The organism is Streptomyces sp. NPDC044704, from assembly GCF_056433525.1.
Genome location: NZ_JBWKGY010000002.1, coordinates 334,380 through 350,544 on the forward strand (window position 1 = coordinate 334,380; position 16,165 = coordinate 350,544).

The following is a 16,165-nucleotide window of genomic DNA, read 5'->3' on the forward strand; positions in this document are numbered from 1 at the left end:
AGGGGGGTGATCGACCCCCGCCGGCTGCGCATCCTGCGGGCCGTGGCGGACCACCGTACGGTGACCGCCGCGGCCGCAGCCCTGTACCTCACCCCGTCCGCCGTCTCCCAGCAGCTCGCGGCACTGGAGCAGGAGACCGGCCACGTCCTGCTGACCCGCAGCGGCCGCGGCGTACGGCTCACCGCCGCCGGGGAGATCCTGCTGGGCCACGCGCACGAGGTGCTCGCCCAGCTGGAGCGCGCCGAGGCCGAACTCGCCGCGTACGCGGGCGGAGCGGCGGGCGAGGTCACCGTCGCCGCCTTCGCGACCGGCATTGCCGAGGTCCTGGCCCCCGCGATCTCCCGGCTGGCGCGGGAGCACCCGGGCATCCGGCTCCGCGTCCGGGACGCGGAGGGCGACCAGAGCCTGCCGCTGCTCCTCGACGGCGAGGCCGACCTCGCGCTGGCCGTGGAGTACCGGGGCGCCCCGGGCGCCGACGACGGCCGGCTGTCGGTCGTGCCGCTGTACGCCGAACCCTTCGACGCGGTCCTCCCGGCCGGCCACCCGTTGGCCGATCTCCCCGCCGTCGCGCTGGCGGACCTCTCCGACTCGGACTGGGTGGGCCAGTACCCGGGCAACCCCTGCCACGACGTCACCCTGCTGGCGTGCGAACTGGCCGGGTTCCAGCCCCGGTTCCTGCACTCCTCCGACGACTTCCGCGCGGTGACCGCCCTGGTGGGGGCCGGCGCCGGAGTGGCGCTGGTGCCGCGTTCGGCGCTGCGCGGCATGGACCTCAAGGAGGTCCGCGTCCGCCCGGTCGCCGGCCCCGCCGCCACCCGCCGCGTCTTCGCCGCCACCCGGCGCGGCGCCGAGTCCCACCCCCTGATCGCCCCGGTGCTGGCCGCCCTGTCCCGCGAGGCGGAGCGCGTACCGGCGCCCTGACGCCGCCGGGGCCCTGATCCGGCCCGCCCGCTCCTACACCCGCACCACCTCTACGCCCGCCGCGCGGAACGGGCGGGCGTCCGCGTCCGAGAGGGCCGTGTCCGTCACCAGGACGTCCACGGCGGCGGTGGCGCAGATCCGGGCGAAGGCGCGCACCCCGAGCTTCGAGGAGTCCGCGGCGATGACCAGGCGGCGCGCCCGCTCGCAGAGCAGGCTGTTCACCGCCGCCTCGTCCTCGTGCCGGGTGGCGGCGCCGTCCGCCGCGTCGAAGGCGTCGACCCCGACCACCGCGGTGTCCACGGTGAGCTGAGCGAGCGTCTGCTGGGCCAGCGGGCCGGTGAGTTCGTACGACTGGGGGCGGGCCACCCCGCCCGTCAGGACGATCTTGAACTGGGGTCGGATCACCAGTTCGCCCGCGATGTTCAGGGCGTTGGTGACCACGGTGAGCGCCGGGGAACCCGTGGCCAGGTCCGGGCGGGCGGCCAGCGCGCGGGCCACCTCCGTCGTCGTGGTGCCGCCGGTCAGCCCGACGACCTCGCCCGGGGCGATCAGCGCGGCCACCGCCTCGCTGATCCGCTGCTTCTCGGCGGCCCGGCGCGAGGTCCGGTAGCGCAGGGGGAGTTCGTACGACACGCCGTGCGGCACCGCCCCGCCGCGCGTACGGACCAGCAACTGCTGCTCGGCGAGCTGGTCGAGGTCGCGGCGGATCGTCGCGGCGGACACGCCGAGTGCCCCGGCGGCCGGCTCCACCTCCAGCCCGCCCCGCTCCACCAGCAGATCCAGCAGTCTCTGCCAGCGTTCCTTGCGGGTCATGGCGCCCTCCCCAGCTCTCCCCGGCCTCCGTTTCGGCCCGGTCGTCGAGATTAACCCAGGCCATCACCCGGTAGATGCTTGAAGTTGCGCGAAAGCGCCCGCTACCTTGCAAGAACACGCACCCAACGCGCAGGGAGCCCGCATGAGTCACGTCGCGTACGAGTTGGCCACGCAGCCCGAATGCTGGGAGCGGGCCGCCGAACTGGCCCCGGCCCGGCGGGCCGTACTGCCGAGGCCGGGGGAGCGTACCGCGTTCGTCGGGTGCGGAACCTCCTACTACATGGCCCAGGCGGCCGCCGTGCTCCGCGAGGAAGCCGGACAGGGCGAGACCGACGCCTTCCCCGCCTCCGAGTTCCCCCGTCACCGCCGCTACGACCGGGTGGTGGCCCTGACCCGGTCCGGCACCACCACGGAGGTACTGGACCTCCTCGCCGGACTCCGCGACGCCGGGGTGGCTACCACCGCCGTCATCGGCGACCCCGACACCCCGGTGATCGCCCTCGCGGACGAGCTGGTCGTCCTCGACTTCGCCGACGAGCGCTCGGTCGTGCAGACCCGCTTCGCCACCACGGCCCTCACCCTGCTGCGGGCCCACGCGGGCGCGCACACCCCGGCCGTCGTCGCCGACGCCCGCACCGCGCTCGCCGCCCCCCTGCCCGCCGGACTCGAAGCCCGGGGCCAGTTCACCTTCCTCGGCCGGGGCTGGAGCGTGGGCCTGGCGCACGAGGCCGCCCTGAAGATGCGCGAGGCCTCCCTGTCGTGGGCCGAGTCCTACCCGGCCATGGAGTACCGGCACGGCCCCGTCAGCGTCACCGGCCCCGGCTCCGTGACCTGGTCGCTGGACGAAGCCCCCGACGGGATCGCCGAACAGGTCCTCGGCACCGGCGCCACCTGGGTACCCGGCGGGCTCGACCCGCTCGCCGAACTGGTCCGCGTGCACCGGCTGGCCGTCGCCGTCGCCGCGCACCGTGAACTCGACCCCGACGCGCCCCGCAACCTGACCCGCTCGGTCATCCTCACCGACGCCGAGGGAGCGGTCCGATGACCCTCGCCGCCGCCGGAACCCTCGTCGCGGAGGCGGCCGCCGCCGGCCGCGCCGTCGCCGCCTTCAACATCATCACCCTGGAACACGCCGAGGCCGTCGTCGAGGGCGCCGAACGGGCCGGGCTCCCCGTCATCCTGCAACTCAGCGAGAACGCGGTGAAGTTCCGCGGCGGAGCCCTGCTGCCCATCTCCCGCGCCGCCGCGGCCTGCGCCGAAGCCGCCCGGGTGCCCGTCGGGCTGCACCTCGACCACGTCAAGAGCCCCGACCTGCTGCGGCAGGCCGCCGACGCCGGCTTCGGGTCGGTGATGTACGACGCCGCGCACCTGCCGTACGGCGAGAACCTGGAGGCCACCCGCTCCGCCGCGGACTGGGCCCACGCCCACGGGCTGTGGATCGAGGCCGAACTGGGCGAGGTCGGCGGGAAGAACGGCGCCGCCCCGCTGGACCCGCACGCGCCGGGCGCCCGTACCGACCCGGACGAGGCGCGCCGGTTCGTCGCCGACTCCGGAGTGGACGCCCTCGCCGTCGCCATCGGCAGCAGCCACGCCATGACCCGCCGCACCGCCGCACTGGACCACGCGCTGCTGGCCCGGCTCACCAAGACGGTCGACGTACCGCTGGTGCTGCACGGCTCCTCCGGCCTCCCGGACGCGGAACTGGCCGCGGCGGTGGCAGGCGGCATCCGCAAGGTCAACATCGGCACCGCCCTCAACGTCGCCATGACCGAGGCCATCCGCACCCACCTGACCCCGGCGGACCCCCGCCCGTACCTCACGGCCGCCCGCACGGCCATGGCGGCCACGGCCGAGGCTATGATCAGCGCCCTGAACTGACCGGGCGCGACGGCCGCGAGGGCGTCGGCGGGGAGCGGGGGAGCGGGGACCATGGACGAACAGAGCGGCCGCACCGGCCGGCGCCGGTTCCTCGCCCTCACCGGCGCCGCCGCCCTGCTCCTCGGCGCCGCCGGGGCGGTCGGGGTGGCTGTCCTGTGGCCCGAGCCGGAGCCCGAACCGGACCGGCGGCGCGTCCGCACCGACCCCGCCCCCCTCAACAGCCGTTTCGAGCACGCCCTCGGGCCCCTCTCCGACCCGCACTGGCTCGGCTACGACGTCGACGCCTCCTCCGCCGACCGCTACCTGCCCAGCCCGGACTCCCGCATCCGCCTCGTCGGCATCGCCCGGATGCGGGCCGGAGCCGCCGCCGAGGTCCTGGCCCGCCCCGGCCACGCCTTCGCCCCCGCCGGGCTCCCCGACCTGCCCGCCCCGCTGGAGCCCCACGTACCCGCCGGGGCGCGGTGGCAGGGCAGCCCCGACTTCGACCGGGCGGCGAACCGGCCCGGGGCCTCCGTACAGCCCTCGGGCACCTACCGCCTCGACGCGGCGCGCGACCTCGTCTGGTTCGACGTCCTCTTCCGCTACACCTGACCGGCGCCGCCCCGCCGCAGGGGAGCGGTGACCGGGCCGTCCAGGGCCGCGAGCAGCGCCCGGGCGAACGCGGTCAGGGCCGCCGGCTCGGCCGGGTCGATCTCCCCCAGCTCCGCCAGGCACCAGCCGAACGGATTGGCGTACAGGGCCTCGCCCTTCTCCGAGGTCCCCACCCGGTCCTGCGCGGGGTCGAAGACGGCCTGGAGCGCGAGGTACGGCCCGGGGCCGTAGCCCACGGTCGCCGTCAGCTCGGTGCGGCCGTCGTCGAAGAGCGTGAAGTCGGGTTCGCCGCCGCCCTCCGCGAGGGTGTCCAGGATCCCCTGCGCGAAGGCCCGTACGCCCTCCCGCGGAGCCACGCCGGCCAGGAACGGCACCGCGTCGAGCCAGGTCCCCACCTCGAACAGCCACTGACCGTCGGACGCCCGCCGGCGCAGCCGGAAGGGGACCGGGGCGCCGCCGTAGCGGCTGCGGACCCCCGGGCACTCCACGACGACCTCACTGCCCGCCACCACTGCCTCCGCGTCCATCACGAGCGGTGACCCTACCCGGCGGACTCCCGGTGCGGCCCGCGGATCCGGGCCGGCGGCAGGATGGGGGCATGACCACCGACCGCGTCCTGCTCCTCGCCCCCCGCCCCAACGACACCGCGCCCCGACTCGGCGCGGCCGCCGCCCGCCGGGGGCTGCGCGTCCTGACCGCCCGGGACTGGAGGGTGCCGGCCGCCGCGCCCGCCGCCGGGCCGGCGCACCTGTACGGGGGGCCGCTGCTCGCCGACTCCGTGGCCGGGGAACTGGGCGTGCTGCCGCTGGAGCCCCCGGCTGACTGGCTGGCCCGGCTGCCGCGGGAGCTGTCGGGGCGGCAGGTCGAGTCCGTCACGCTGGCGGAGGCCCGGCGGCTGCGCCGTCCCGCCTTCGTCAAACCGCCGACCGACAAGTTCTTCCCGGCCCGGATCTACCCCGACGGCTCGCGGCTGCCCGGCCCGGACGCCTTCGACGACGACCTGCCCGTGCTGGTGAGCGACATCGCCTGCTTCGCCCGCGAGTACCGGCTGTTCGTCCTCGACGGCGCGGTGCACACCGGCAGCCGGTACGCCGTCGGTCCCGCCCTCGATCCGCTGCCGCTGGACGAGGACCCGTACGCGGCGGAGGTCCGGGCCTTCGCCGCGGAGCTCCTCGCCGATTCCGCCTGCCGGCTGCCCTCGGCCTCGGTGGTCGACGTGGGCCTGCTCCAGGACGGCGTCTGGGCGGCCGTCGAGGCGAACCCGGCCTGGGCCAGCGGCGGTTACGCCTGCGACCCGGAACGGGTGCTGGACGTGGTGTGCCGCGCGGCCGGACCCGCCACCGAAGCGGCGGACGCGGACCGCGCCTTCGCGCGCCCGGCCCCCGCCGGGCCTTCCGAATTCTTGTAACGGGTTCTACTCTGACCGCCGCCACCACAGAGACCGGCTGGACCGCGAGACTCCCGGAGGGGCCGTGCACCTCGAATACACGCCTGAGCAGCAGCGGTTGCGCACCGAACTGCGCGCCTACTTCGCCGAGCTCGTACCGCAGGACGTGTCCGCCCGCTACGGGGAACCGGCTGCCCAGAAGCGCTTCTACCGGGAGACGATCCGCCGGCTGGGCGCGGACGGCTGGCTCGGCGTCGGCTGGCCCGAGGAGTACGGCGGGCGCGGGATGTCGCCCATGGACCAGTTCATCTTCTTCGACGAAGCGGCGCAGGCGGTCGTCCCGCTGCCGCTGATGGCCCTGAACACCGTCGGCCCGACCATCATGCAGTTCGGCACCGAGGAGCAGAAGGCGTACTTCCTGCCCAGGATCCTCGCCGGGGAGATCGACTTCGCCATCGGCTACAGCGAGCCGGACGCCGGCACGGACCTGGCCGCGCTCAAGTGCAAGGCCGTCCGCGAGGGGGACGAGGAGAGCGGCACCTACGTGGTCAACGGTCAGAAGATCTGGACCACCAACGGCGACACGGCCGACTGGGTCTGGCTCGCCGTCCGCACCGACCCCGCCGCCCCCGCGCACAAGGGCATCACGATGCTCCTCGTGCCGACGGCCGACCCCGGCTACTCCTGCACCCTCATCAACACGCTCGCGTCGCACGACACCACCGCCAGCTACTACGAGGACATCCGGGTCCCCGCGAGCCGCCGCGTCGGCCAGGAGAACAAGGGCTGGCGCCTGATCACCAACCAGCTCAACCACGAGCGGGTCACCCTCGCGGCCCACGGCACCATGGCCATCCGCGCCCTGCACGACGTGCAGCGCTGGGCCGCCGGCACCAAGCTCGCCGACGGCCGCCGCGTCATCGACCTGTCCTGGGTGCGCGGCCGTCTGGCCCGCACCCACGCCCGCCTCGACGCGATGAAGCTCCTCAACTGGCAGATGGTGAACGCCGTGCAGTCCGGCACCCTCACCCCGCAGGACGCCTCCGCCGTCAAGGTGTACGGCTCCGAGGCGCGCAGGGACGCGTACGCGTGGCTGATGGAGGTGGTCGGCGCGGCCGGCTCCCTCAAGGACGGGTCCGCGGGCGCGGTCCTGCACGGCGAACTCGAACGCGGCTACCGCAGCGCCGTGATCTTCACCTTCGGCGGCGGCAACAACGAGATCCAGCGCGAGATCATCTCCTGGATCGGCCTGGGCATGCCCCGCGTCCGCCGCTGACGCGACGGCGCGGGGGCGCGTCAGAGGGAGCCGACGACCTTGCGCGGGGTGACGCGGACGACGACGCGGTCGGCGTCGTCCGCCGCCGCCGGGTTGAAGTCCGCGTAGTCCTTGCCCGTGTACTTGCGCGACAGCTCGTCGATCAGTTCCTGCCCGCCCTCCGTGGTCAGCGTGGCCGTGCCGCGGACCTCCGCGTAGGTGTAGGGCGCGTTGTGCGGGTTGATCATGACGGTGATCCGCGGGTCGGTGCGCAGGTTCTTCTCCTTGCGGCGGCCGACGGTCGTGGAGACCAGCAGTTCGTCGCCGTCCCGGCCGAGCCAGGTGACGGACAGCTGCGGGCTGCCGTCCGGCTGGATCGTGGCCACGGTCGCGAAGACCGGGCTGTCGTCGATGAGTTTCTTCAGGTCGTCGGAGAGTTCGGCGGACACGGGGCGGGTTCCTTCCCTCGGCTGGCTGCTGTCCCCCGACCAACGGCCGTCAGCGGGGATCGGCAACGGACGGCCCGCGAAAGGCGGGCCGACGGCGCGTTTCTTACGCCCGCGATCCGTACGGAGCGGCGTTTTCTGGCGGTACGTCCGTAATCGGGGCCGCTGCGCAAATGTGAATCGCACGGTTATGAAGCCGCGCAGCGGCCGCCGAGGCCGAAAACGCACGCCTGCGTGGGTCAGGATTCAGGTGCAGGAGCTGACGCCCTCCCAGCGCGCCGAACCCCCACTGACCAGGGGTTTCGGTGCCGATCCCACCTACCCGCAGACCGGCTTCGCCATGCCCCGGCGCGGGCGTGGGGCGGGGGCCCGTACCGAACTTCCAGGAGACATGAGCGTGTCCACCACCACCGCGGCCGCCTTCATCGCCGACACCCACACCGGCCTGCCCATCCCGGCCGACCCGGTCTTCACCTCCGCCGCGGACGAACGCCGCCACCGCAAGCAGCGACTGGCCGCCGCCATGCGCCTGTTCGGCAAGGCGGGCTACGCGGAAGGCATATCCGGCCACATCTCCGTGCGCGACCCCGAGGACCTGGACACCTTCTGGGTCAACCCCTTCGGCGTCTCCTTCAACCGGGTCCGCGTGGCCGACCTGATCCGCGTCGACGCGACCGGCCGCGTCGTCGACGGCACCGGCAAGGTCAACCCGAGCGCCTTCACCATCCACTCCAAGATCCACGAGCGCCCCGAGGCCAACGCCATCGCGCACGGCCACACCGTCCACGCCCGCGCCCTCGGCGCCCTGGAACGGCTGCTGGAGCCCTACGACCAGGAGTCCGCCGCCTTCTACCAGGACCAGGTCCTCTACGGCGACTACGAGGGCCCGGCCATCAAGATCGAGCACGGCCAGGACATCGCGGACCGCCTCGGCGCCAAGCGCGCCATGCTGCTGCGCCACCACGGGCTGATCACCGTGGGCGGTTCCCTGGAGGAAGCCGTCCACTGGTTCTTCACCTACGAGAGCTGCGCCCAGGTCCAGCTGCTCGCCCTCGCCGCCGGCCGGCCCGTCCCCATGTCCCACGAGCAGGCCCTCCTGGCCCGCGACGGCTTCGGCGACGAGCAGCTCGGCCGCTACAGCTTCCAGATCATGTGGGACGAGATCACGGCCGAACAGCCCGACCTGCTCGACGAGTAGCGACGGGCAGCGACGCGCAGACCCGCCGGCCGCACCAGATCCAGGAAGCAATCATGAGCTCAACTGCCTCACCGCGCGCGGAAGCGCGCACCATCCTCGTCATCGTCGCGATCGTGCAGTTCGTCATCGGCGGCTGGTTCTCGTGGTCGGCCTCCCACGCCGCCCCGCGCGACCTGCCCGTCCTCGTGGTCGCAGCCCAGGGCTCCGAACAGCTCACCGAGCGGCTGCGCGAGGCGGCCCCGGGCGCGTACGAGATCAAGGGCGCCGCCACCGCCGAGGAAGCCGACGCCGCGCTGCGCGAGCGGAAGGCGTACGGCGCCCTGCTGCCGACCGCGGACGGACTCGAACTGCACCTCGCCTCCGCCGCCTCGCCCACCGTCGCCCAGAACCTCACCGGCCGGGCGCAGCAGCTCGCCGGGGGACCGGTCCACGTCACCGACGTGGTGCCCGCCGACCCCGACGACCCGCACGGAGCGGGCCTGTCCATGGGCTTCCTGCCCCTGCTGATCACCGCCGTCATCGCCGGCCTGCTCTTCGTCCTCAAAGTGCGCGGCGCGGCCGCCAAGTTCATGGGCGTCATCGGGTTCGCGGTCCTCTCCGGCCTGCTCAGCTCCCTCATGCTCACCCACCTGAGCGGGGTCCTGCCGGGCAACTACTTCGTCAACGCCGGCATCGTGGCCCTGCTGGAGCTGGCCATGGTCGGGGTCATCACCGGCCTCGGCTCGCTGGTCGGCCCGCCCGGCATCGCCGTCGGCGCGGTCCTCATGTTCGTCATCGGCAACCCGCTCTCCGGCCTGGCCTCCGCCCCGGAAATGCTGCCGCAGCCGCTCGGCACCATCGGCCAGTTCCTGCCCGCGGGCGCCGCCGCCGGCCTGCTGCGCACCGCCGGCCCGTTCGACGGAGCCGGAGCGGGCGGCCCGGTCCTCGTCCTGGCCGTCTGGGCGCTGGTCGGCCTGACCCTGCTCTACGCCGGCTCCAGGCGGAAGCCCGCCGCCCCGCGGCAGGACGCCGCCCAGGGCTCCGCCCGCACCGGCGAACCGCAGCCCGCCGCGGCGCGCTGACCCGCCGCCGCACCGAAACCCCCGGCGCCGCGACGCGCCCCTCTTCCCCAACTCCCTTTCGTGAAGGTCGAGATCACCATGAGTACAAGTGACCGCCCGCCGACGCGCATCGGCCTGGTCGGCGGAGGGGCCGCCGCCGTATGCCTGCTGGACCGGCTCTCCCGCACCCCGGGCCGCGGCCGCGGATCGATCACCGTCTTCGAACCCTCGGAGAACCTGTGGCGCGGCCGCGCCTACCAGCAGGACGCCGACTCGGTCCTCGCCAACATCATCCCGGCCGAGATGAGCGCCCGCACCGGAGACCCGGACGACTTCCTGCGCTGGCTGCGGGAATCCGGACTCCCCTACGGGGAGGGCGACTACGCCGCCGAAGGCTACTTCCCGCCGCGCCGGGTGTTCGGCAGCTACCTGGAGCGCACCGCCGAGAACGCCGTCGGCGAGCTCGCCCTCGGCGGCTGGCCCGTCCAGGTCGTCCGCGACACCGTCGTCGGCGCCCGCGAGGCGGGCGACGAGGTGGTCCTGACCGGCGCCGACGGACGTACGCACACCTTCGACTACGTCATCTGCGCCGTCGGCGCCGGCCGGCCCGCCGACCACTACGAACTGGACGGAACCCCGGGCTACTTCGGCGACCCGTACCCGCTGCGCACCACCCTGACCGGCATACCCGCCGACGCCGACGTCACCGTCCTCGGCACGGGACTGGCCGCGGTGGACGCCGTGGTCTCCCTCCAGGCCCACGGGCACCGGGGCCGCATCACCATGGCCTCCCGCAACGGCGCGCTCCCGGCCGTCCGTCAGCGGCCCGTCTTCCCCGAGATCGCCCACTTCACCCCCGCCGCCCTGCACGCCGCCGCGGCACGCGGCGACGACGGCCGGATCGGCCTGGGCGACGTACTGGACCTGCTGGTGCGGGAGCTGGCGGATCACGACGCCGACCCGTCCGTGGTCCTCGCCGAACTGTTCTCCCTCGGAGTGGAGGCGCCGCTCGACCGGCTGCGCCGCCAGTACGACTGCATCGACGGCGCCGACGTCGGCATGCGCGTCATGCAGCACGTGGTCCCCGAGAGCGGCCCCGACGCCTGGACGCTGCTGCGCACCGAGGACCAGGAGTTCATCCGGGAGACCCACTACCGGGCCGTGATGAGCCTGTGCTGCCCGATGCCGCCCGCCAACGCCCGCAAACTGCTCGACCTGCACGAGGCCGGCCGGCTGCGCGTGCTGCGCGGCCTGTGGAACGTCAAGCCGCTGGCCGACTCCGGGTTCCACGTGGCGGCGGACGGCGAGGAGTACCGCAGCGACGTCGTCGTCAACGCGGTCAGCGCCCCCTCCCACCGGGTTCCGGCGCAGGCCCGCCCGTTCGTCGACTCGCTCGTCGAGGACGGCATCGGCGAGTACCACCCGTACGGCGGCCTGCACATCGAGCCGTCGACCAGCCGCGCCGTGGGCGCGGGCCGGGCCCACCGGCGGATGCACGCGATCGGCGACATGGGCGCCGGGACGCTGTTCTTCACCTCCGGCATGCCCTCGGTCCTCGAACGGGCGGACGACATCGTCCGGGCGGTCGTCGAGGACATCACCGCCACGACCGGACTGGAGCCCCAGGCGTGAACACGATCACCCGCAGGGACATGATGAGGGCAGCCATGACCACGGCCGTCGTCCTCGGCACGAGCGCGGCCGTCGCCCCCATCGTCCTCGCCGACCCGTCCTCCGGAGCCCGTACGGCCTCCGGAGCCGGCGACGGGACCGGGGCGAACCCGCCCCCCGGGACCTTCGACGAGGTGTACCGGGGCCGCCGCATCCAGGGCGGGCCCACGCCCGTGCGGTACGCGTCCTCCCGTGCGGCGGCGCCGGCCGCGGGCCCGGGCATCGAGGTCAGCATCGACGGCCGGCCGCTGCACGTCATGCGGCGGGCCGACGGCAGCTACCTGAGCCTGGTCAACCACTACCAGTCCTTCCCGACCCCGCTGGAGGTGGCACGGGCCGCGGTCGACGAGATCGGCACCGCCCAGCTGTCGACGGCGCAGCTCCACCACCACACGGCATGACGTCGAGGAACGAGCACACGTGTACACGCGCAAGAACCAGAAGGACCTCACCCCCGACGAGCGCGCCCGCTTCGTCCACGCGGTCCTGGAGATCAAACGCCGGGGCGTCTACGACGAGTTCGTCCGGCTCCACGGCCAGTACTTCGTCTCCGACGGCGAGGGCGGACAGCGGGTGGGACATATGTCCCCGTCGTTCTTCCCGTGGCACCGCCAGTACCTCCTGGAGTTCGAACGGGCCCTCCAGCAGGTCGACCCGAAGGTGACCCTGCCGTACTGGGACTGGACGGCCGACCAGTCGCCCACCTCGGGCCTGTGGGCCGACGACTTCCTCGGCGGCAACGGGCGCCCCGGCGACCACCGGGTCATGACCGGCCCGTTCGCCTTCGACGCCGGCAACTGGCCGGTGAATGTGGGGGTCACCGAGGAGAAGTACCTCGTGCGCGACTTCGGCCGCCCGGCCGACCCGGTCGCGCTCCCGACGCCCGCCGAACTGGCCTGGGCGATCGACGATCCGGTCTACGACGCCTCCCCCTGGGACTCCACCGCCACCACCGCCGGCTTCCGCAACAAGGTCGAGGGCTGGACGGTCGGTGAGAAGGAGGGCTGGCACAACCACAACCGGGTCCACCTGTGGGTCGGCGGCCAGATGACGGGCGGAACCTCGCCCAACGACCCGGTCTTCTGGCTCCACCACACCTTCATCGACCTGATCTGGGCGCGCTGGCAGCGCCGCCACCCGGGCGCGGGCTACGAGCCGAGCCGGCCGGTACCGGCCGGGGACCCGCAGCACGGGCGGGTCATCAGCCTCGACGAGCCGATGGCGCCCTGGCAGGTGCGGCCCTCCGCGCTCCTCGACCACACGCGCTTCTACCAGTACGCCGAATGACGCGCCCGCCGGGTCCGAACCCCGGCGACGCCCGGCAAGCCCGGCACCACACCCCCGTACGGCCCGCTCCGTACGACCACCGAAAAGGAACCGTCATGCGCATCCGTCACACCGTCCCGGCCCTCGCCGCCGCCGCCCTGATCGCCCTGGCCGGGGCGCCGTCCGCGCAGGCCGCCACCGCGCCGGCGCCCGCCGCCGCGGGCGTGCGCGCCGAGGCCCCCGCCTTCGCGGGCCACACCTACGTCCTGACGCTCGACAACGGGGCCGTCCTGCGCAACTCGTACTCCGCCGACGGCTCCACGCTCGACTGGACCGCCCTGGCGGGCCCGATGGCCGGGCACAGCGGGCAGGAGAAGCTCTCCGTCCGCGCCGTGGGCGAGGGCCTGTACTTCGTCAACTGGGTCGAGGCCTCGGGCATGACCGTCAGCCACGTCATGGACCTCGGCCGGGGCACCGTCAGCGTCTACTGGACGTACGCGACCCCCGACGGCGGCCGCGCCGGCGAGCTGCACACGGCGACGCTCGAGCGCGTCTCTTCTTGACCGGCACGGTGGGGCGGGGCCGGTCCACGGGGGGCCGGCCCCGCCCGCACCCGTTCCCAGGGGGGAATCCACGCATGCCCGCTCCACGCACCAAGGCGCCGGAACCACCGCGCCCGCCCGCACCCGCGAAGACGACCGCACCCACGACGCCCGCACCCACGATGCCCGCACCCAGGAGCACGCCCGCACCCACGACCGCCACCGCACCGGAGCTCGCGGGCTCCCTGCGGCCGCGCCACCTGACGATGCTGGCCCTCGGGGGAGTGATCGGCGCCGGGCTGTTCGTCGGCTCCGGTACCGGCCTGCGCGTCGCGGGCCCGGCCATCATCCTCTCGTACGCGCTCGCCGCCGCCCTGGCCCTGCTGGTGATGCGGATGCTCGGCGAGATGGCCGCCGCGATGCCGGCCAGCGGCTCGTTCTCCGTCTACGCCGACCGGGCCCTGGGCCGCTGGGCGGGCTTCACCGCCGGCTGGCTGTACTGGGCCGTGACGGCCATCGCCATCGCCATCGAGCTGATCGCCGCGGCCACGATCCTGCACCAGTGGATGCCGGGCGTCCCGCAGTGGCTGATCGCCCTGGTGGCCCTGGCCGTCTTCACCCAGTCCAACATGTTCTCGGTCTCCTCCTTCGGAGAGGCCGAGTTCTGGTTCGCGGGCATCAAGGTCGCGGCCATCATCGCCTTCCTCGCGCTGGGAGTGGCCGCGCTGTGCGGGGCCGTCCCCGGCGTCGACTCGCCGGGCATGGCCAACCTGACCGGCCGCGGCGGCTTCCTCCCGCAGGGCTGGAACAGCGTCGTCGCGGGACTGCTGACCGTCGTCTTCGCCTTCGGCGGGATGGAGGTCATCACCATGGCCGCGGCCGAGTCCGGCGACCCGGCCCGCTCCGTCACCAAGGCGGTGAGCAGCGCGATCTGGCGGATCAGCCTGTTCTACCTCGGCTCGATCGCCGTCATCGTCACCCTGCTGCCGTGGGACTCCGCCACACCCGGCCGCAGCCCCTACGTCGCGGTCCTGGACGAGCTCGGCATCCCGGGCGCGGGGCGGCTCATCGAGGTGGTCGTGCTGATCGCCCTGCTGTCCGCGATGAACGCCAACCTGTACGGGGCCTCGCGGATGGCCCATTCGCTCGCCGCGCGCGGCGACGCCCCCCGGGTCCTGCTGCGGACCTCGCGGCGCGGTGCCCCGCGAGCGGCCGTGGCGGCCTCGGCGGCCTTCGCGTTCGTCTCGATCGGCCTCGACCACCGCTGGCCGGAGCAGATCCTGCCGTTCCTGGCGAAGGCCATGGGCGGTTCCATGCTCTACATGTGGCTGACCGTCGCGGCCGCCCACCTGGTGCTGCGCCGGCGGCTGGAACGGGAGGCGCCGCACCTGCTGGTGGTGCGGATGCGCGGGTTCCCGTACCTGTCGTGGCTGGCGGCCGGCGGGATCGTGTGCGTGCTGGTGCTGATGGCCCGCGATCCGCAGGCGCGCGGCCAGCTGGGCTGGTCGACGCTCCTGGTCCTGGTGCTGCTCGCGGCCGCCGGCGTACGGGCGCTGCGGGCCCGCCGCACGGGCGGGCGCTGAGGTCCGGCCCGGCCGGGTCCTTCCCGGCCGGGCCTGGGGCGTGCCGCCGGTCAGGCCGACAGGCGTCCGCAGTCCGGCTCGGCGAGCTCGTCCGCGGGCAGCATCCCCGTGGTGGCGATCAGGTAGCCGAGCTGTGCGCGGCTGCGGCTCTGCAGGGTGGCGGCGATGCGGCTGACGTGGGCGGCGACCGTGCGGCGGCTGGTGCCGAGCCGACGGGCGATCGCCTCGTCCGTGTGTCCGGCGACGAGCAGGCGCATGATGGCCCGCTGGATCTCGTCGGCGATGTCGGGTTCGACCGTGCGCGAGGCGCGCGGGTCGATGGACGACCCGCGCTCCCAGGCCTCCTCGAAGACCTGGACGAGGAAGGAGACGATGGAGGGCTGGCGGATCTCCAGCGCCGAGGTGCGGGCCTCGCTGTGGCCCGGTACGTAGGCGATGGTCCGGTCGATGACGATCAGCCGGTCGAAGACGTGGTCGAGGGTGCGGACCTCTCCGCCCGCCTCGATGAGCCGCTCGATGTGGCGCAGCGTGGCGGCGTGGGTCCGTACCGCGTGCTGGTACAGGGTGCGGTGCCGGACGGGGCCGCGGACGTGGTCGAGTCCGTCCAGGTCGTACGAGACCCGGGAGCCCCCCGGTTGTACGGTCATCAGTTCTTCGCGGCACTCGCGGACGGCGTGGGCCAGCGTGGAGTGGATGACCCGCTCGCCGTCGATCGCGGTGGCCCAGCCGGTGTGTTCGCGTTTGGCCGCGGTGTAGATGGCGCTGACCGGTACGAAACTCCCGGCGATGGCCTGGGCGTCCAGGCGTTGTTTCTCCAGTGACTGCTCGATGGGTCTGACGAGTTCGGCCTTGGCGACGTCGGGTGAGACGGGGACGAGCACGGTCGGATCGTCCGGCGGCGGGACCAGCAGCCCCATCCGCAGGAGGCACGCCGGTGCTCCTTCCCTGTCCGTGCAGCCCTTCACCACGGCCTTGCGATAAACGGTCAGGCCTTCACTGCATACGCCGCTCCCTCGGTCTGCAGAGTCGTCACGGTTACAACATTCCCCCGGGTACTGCCTTGCATGATCCTGCATGGCTCAATTATGCACTTGGAAATCTAGCCAATGTGGGCAGATTGGTTGGCATCATGATGTCTTAATGTCATCTTGACCATGGAACCGGAGGTAACAGGAATATGGCGAACAGATTTGGCGTACTGGCCGACATCCTGGAGGAATGGCGCGCCGCATTCGACGCGCACAAGGTCGACGAGATCACCGCCCTCTTCGCCGAGGACGCCCTCTTCCAGGGCCTTTCCCCCCAACTCCTCGAAGGCCGCGCACAGATCAGGACCTATTACGAGAACGTCCCGCCCGGAACGACGGCCGCCGTCGAGGTCCTGCACTCGCGCACCGTCGCCGCCGACGCCCTCGCCGGGTTCGCCACCGTCACCTTCACGGACCCCGCCAAGGGGCCGCTCCCCGTCCGCCTCTCCGTCGCCGCCCAGCACCTCGGCGGTGCCTGGCGGATCCGCCAGTACCACGTCTCACGCCTGACCTGAGCCCCCGCCGGGTAGGCTCCCAGCCCCGGAA

General features: G+C 73.5%; 18 protein-coding genes. 14 read left to right on the forward strand and 4 right to left on the reverse strand.

All coding sequences use genetic code 11. The features are described 5' to 3' along the window. The first annotated feature begins 6 nt into the window (after nt 1-6). On the forward strand, nt 7-921 hold the full coding sequence (locus AC07B0_RS05870) for a LysR family transcriptional regulator (protein ID WP_467292411.1): 915 nt from the start codon (nt 7-9) through the stop codon (nt 919-921). A 33-nt stretch (nt 922-954) separates the two neighbouring features. Here AC07B0_RS05870 and AC07B0_RS05875 read toward each other — a convergent pair whose 3' ends face one another. After that, nucleotides 955-1,734 carry a DeoR/GlpR family DNA-binding transcription regulator gene (locus AC07B0_RS05875; protein ID WP_356870542.1) on the reverse strand — a complete coding sequence of 260 codons (780 nt, stop codon included), beginning with the start codon at nt 1,732-1,734 and terminating at the stop codon, nt 955-957. A 142-nt stretch (nt 1,735-1,876) separates the two neighbouring features. Between AC07B0_RS05875 and AC07B0_RS05880 the strand changes: the two genes are divergently transcribed. Genes AC07B0_RS05880 through AC07B0_RS05890 form a run of 3 tightly spaced genes read left to right on the forward strand, consistent with a single transcriptional unit; the run spans nt 1,877 to nt 4,203 of the window. Continuing rightward, complete coding sequence (locus AC07B0_RS05880; protein ID WP_356870544.1) at nt 1,877-2,779, forward strand: SIS domain-containing protein; 903 nt, start codon at nt 1,877-1,879, stop codon at nt 2,777-2,779. After that, nucleotides 2,776-3,612, forward strand: a complete 837-nt coding sequence (locus AC07B0_RS05885) for a class II fructose-bisphosphate aldolase (RefSeq protein WP_467292417.1) — start codon at nt 2,776-2,778, stop codon at nt 3,610-3,612. The genes AC07B0_RS05880 and AC07B0_RS05885 overlap by 4 nt, the downstream gene beginning before the upstream one ends. Before the next feature lie 51 nt (nt 3,613-3,663). Next, nucleotides 3,664-4,203, forward strand: coding sequence for a hypothetical protein (locus AC07B0_RS05890; protein WP_478896928.1), 540 nt, complete (start codon nt 3,664-3,666; stop codon nt 4,201-4,203). Here AC07B0_RS05890 and AC07B0_RS05895 read toward each other — a convergent pair. Continuing rightward, nucleotides 4,194-4,730, reverse strand: a complete 537-nt coding sequence (locus AC07B0_RS05895) for a hypothetical protein (protein WP_478896930.1) — start codon at nt 4,728-4,730, stop codon at nt 4,194-4,196. The two genes, AC07B0_RS05890 and AC07B0_RS05895, sit on opposite strands and share 10 nt — an antisense overlap. 71 nt (nt 4,731-4,801) lie before the next feature. Between AC07B0_RS05895 and AC07B0_RS05900 the strand changes: the two genes are divergently transcribed. Beyond that, nucleotides 4,802-5,611 (forward strand): ATP-grasp domain-containing protein, encoded by an 810-nt coding sequence (locus AC07B0_RS05900; protein WP_478896932.1) that lies wholly within the window; start codon nt 4,802-4,804, stop codon nt 5,609-5,611. Nucleotides 5,612-5,675: 64 nt separating this feature from the next. Beyond that, nucleotides 5,676-6,866, forward strand: coding sequence for an acyl-CoA dehydrogenase family protein (locus AC07B0_RS05905; RefSeq protein WP_356870552.1), 1,191 nt, complete (start codon nt 5,676-5,678; stop codon nt 6,864-6,866). Nucleotides 6,867-6,886: 20 nt separating this feature from the next. Here the strand turns inward: AC07B0_RS05905 and AC07B0_RS05910 are convergent, their stop codons facing one another. Then, nucleotides 6,887-7,294: a PPOX class F420-dependent oxidoreductase gene (locus AC07B0_RS05910; RefSeq protein WP_478896934.1), complete on the reverse strand. Its 408-nt coding sequence runs from the start codon at nt 7,292-7,294 to the stop codon at nt 6,887-6,889. A 394-nt stretch (nt 7,295-7,688) separates the two neighbouring features. Here AC07B0_RS05910 and AC07B0_RS05915 point away from each other — a divergent pair, with 394 nt between their 5' ends. The 7 genes from AC07B0_RS05915 to AC07B0_RS05945 all read left to right on the forward strand — a co-directional run bounded on the left by AC07B0_RS05915 (nt 7,689) and on the right by AC07B0_RS05945 (nt 14,591). Then, a complete protein-coding gene (locus AC07B0_RS05915; protein ID WP_469377422.1) occupies nt 7,689-8,489 on the forward strand; it encodes a class II aldolase/adducin family protein in 801 nt (266 codons plus the stop codon). 53 nt (nt 8,490-8,542) lie between these two features. Then, nucleotides 8,543-9,550, forward strand: coding sequence for an ABC transporter permease (locus tag AC07B0_RS05920; RefSeq protein ID WP_356870558.1), 1,008 nt, complete (start codon nt 8,543-8,545; stop codon nt 9,548-9,550). Nucleotides 9,551-9,628: 78 nt separating this feature from the next. Further along, nucleotides 9,629-11,161 (forward strand): FAD/NAD(P)-binding protein, encoded by a 1,533-nt coding sequence (locus AC07B0_RS05925; protein ID WP_478896936.1) that lies wholly within the window; start codon nt 9,629-9,631, stop codon nt 11,159-11,161. After that, nucleotides 11,158-11,601 (forward strand): tyrosinase family oxidase copper chaperone, encoded by a 444-nt coding sequence (locus AC07B0_RS05930; protein WP_356870562.1) that lies wholly within the window; start codon nt 11,158-11,160, stop codon nt 11,599-11,601. The genes AC07B0_RS05925 and AC07B0_RS05930 overlap by 4 nt, the downstream gene beginning before the upstream one ends. 19 nt (nt 11,602-11,620) lie before the next feature. Continuing rightward, the gene (locus tag AC07B0_RS05935; RefSeq protein ID WP_469377414.1) at nt 11,621-12,487 is read left to right on the forward strand and encodes a tyrosinase family protein; all 867 of its coding nucleotides are present in this window, start codon (nt 11,621-11,623) and stop codon (nt 12,485-12,487) included. 95 nt (nt 12,488-12,582) lie between these two features. Beyond that, nucleotides 12,583-13,029 (forward strand): MoaF-related domain-containing protein, encoded by a 447-nt coding sequence (locus AC07B0_RS05940; RefSeq protein ID WP_356870565.1) that lies wholly within the window; start codon nt 12,583-12,585, stop codon nt 13,027-13,029. A 161-nt stretch (nt 13,030-13,190) separates the two neighbouring features. Beyond that, nucleotides 13,191-14,591, forward strand: coding sequence for an amino acid permease (locus tag AC07B0_RS05945; protein ID WP_478897241.1), 1,401 nt, complete (start codon nt 13,191-13,193; stop codon nt 14,589-14,591). 50 nt (nt 14,592-14,641) lie between these two features. On the opposite strand, the gene AC07B0_RS05950 is transcribed toward AC07B0_RS05945, so the two are convergent. Then, nucleotides 14,642-15,508 (reverse strand): helix-turn-helix transcriptional regulator, encoded by an 867-nt coding sequence (locus tag AC07B0_RS05950; protein ID WP_356870569.1) that lies wholly within the window; start codon nt 15,506-15,508, stop codon nt 14,642-14,644. A 260-nt stretch (nt 15,509-15,768) separates the two neighbouring features. Here AC07B0_RS05950 and AC07B0_RS05955 point away from each other — a divergent pair, with 260 nt between their 5' ends. Next, on the forward strand, nt 15,769-16,134 hold the full coding sequence (locus AC07B0_RS05955; RefSeq protein ID WP_478865811.1) for a YybH family protein: 366 nt from the start codon (nt 15,769-15,771) through the stop codon (nt 16,132-16,134). Nucleotides 16,135-16,165: the final 31 nt, after the last annotated feature.

Bases quoted from the DNA above. Each gene is read 5' to 3' on its own strand.
- AC07B0_RS05875 (WP_356870542.1), bottom strand. From the start codon at position 1,734: ATGACCCGCAAGGAACGCTGGCAGAGACTGCTGGATCTGCTGGTGGAG.
- AC07B0_RS05880 (WP_356870544.1), top strand. From the start codon at position 1,877: ATGAGTCACGTCGCGTACGAGTTGGCCACGCAGCCCGAATGCTGGGAG.
- AC07B0_RS05885 (WP_467292417.1), top strand. From the start codon at position 2,776: ATGACCCTCGCCGCCGCCGGAACCCTCGTCGCGGAGGCGGCCGCCGCC.
- AC07B0_RS05890 (WP_478896928.1), top strand. From the start codon at position 3,664: ATGGACGAACAGAGCGGCCGCACCGGCCGGCGCCGGTTCCTCGCCCTC.
- AC07B0_RS05895 (WP_478896930.1), bottom strand. From the start codon at position 4,730: ATGGACGCGGAGGCAGTGGTGGCGGGCAGTGAGGTCGTCGTGGAGTGC.
- AC07B0_RS05900 (WP_478896932.1), top strand. From the start codon at position 4,802: ATGACCACCGACCGCGTCCTGCTCCTCGCCCCCCGCCCCAACGACACC.
- AC07B0_RS05920 (WP_356870558.1), top strand. From the start codon at position 8,543: ATGAGCTCAACTGCCTCACCGCGCGCGGAAGCGCGCACCATCCTCGTC.
- AC07B0_RS05925 (WP_478896936.1), top strand. From the start codon at position 9,629: ATGAGTACAAGTGACCGCCCGCCGACGCGCATCGGCCTGGTCGGCGGA.
- AC07B0_RS05940 (WP_356870565.1), top strand. From the start codon at position 12,583: ATGCGCATCCGTCACACCGTCCCGGCCCTCGCCGCCGCCGCCCTGATC.
- AC07B0_RS05945 (WP_478897241.1), top strand. From the start codon at position 13,191: ATGCCCGCACCCAGGAGCACGCCCGCACCCACGACCGCCACCGCACCG.
- AC07B0_RS05950 (WP_356870569.1), bottom strand. From the start codon at position 15,508: ATGGGGCTGCTGGTCCCGCCGCCGGACGATCCGACCGTGCTCGTCCCC.
- AC07B0_RS05955 (WP_478865811.1), top strand. From the start codon at position 15,769: ATGGCGAACAGATTTGGCGTACTGGCCGACATCCTGGAGGAATGGCGC.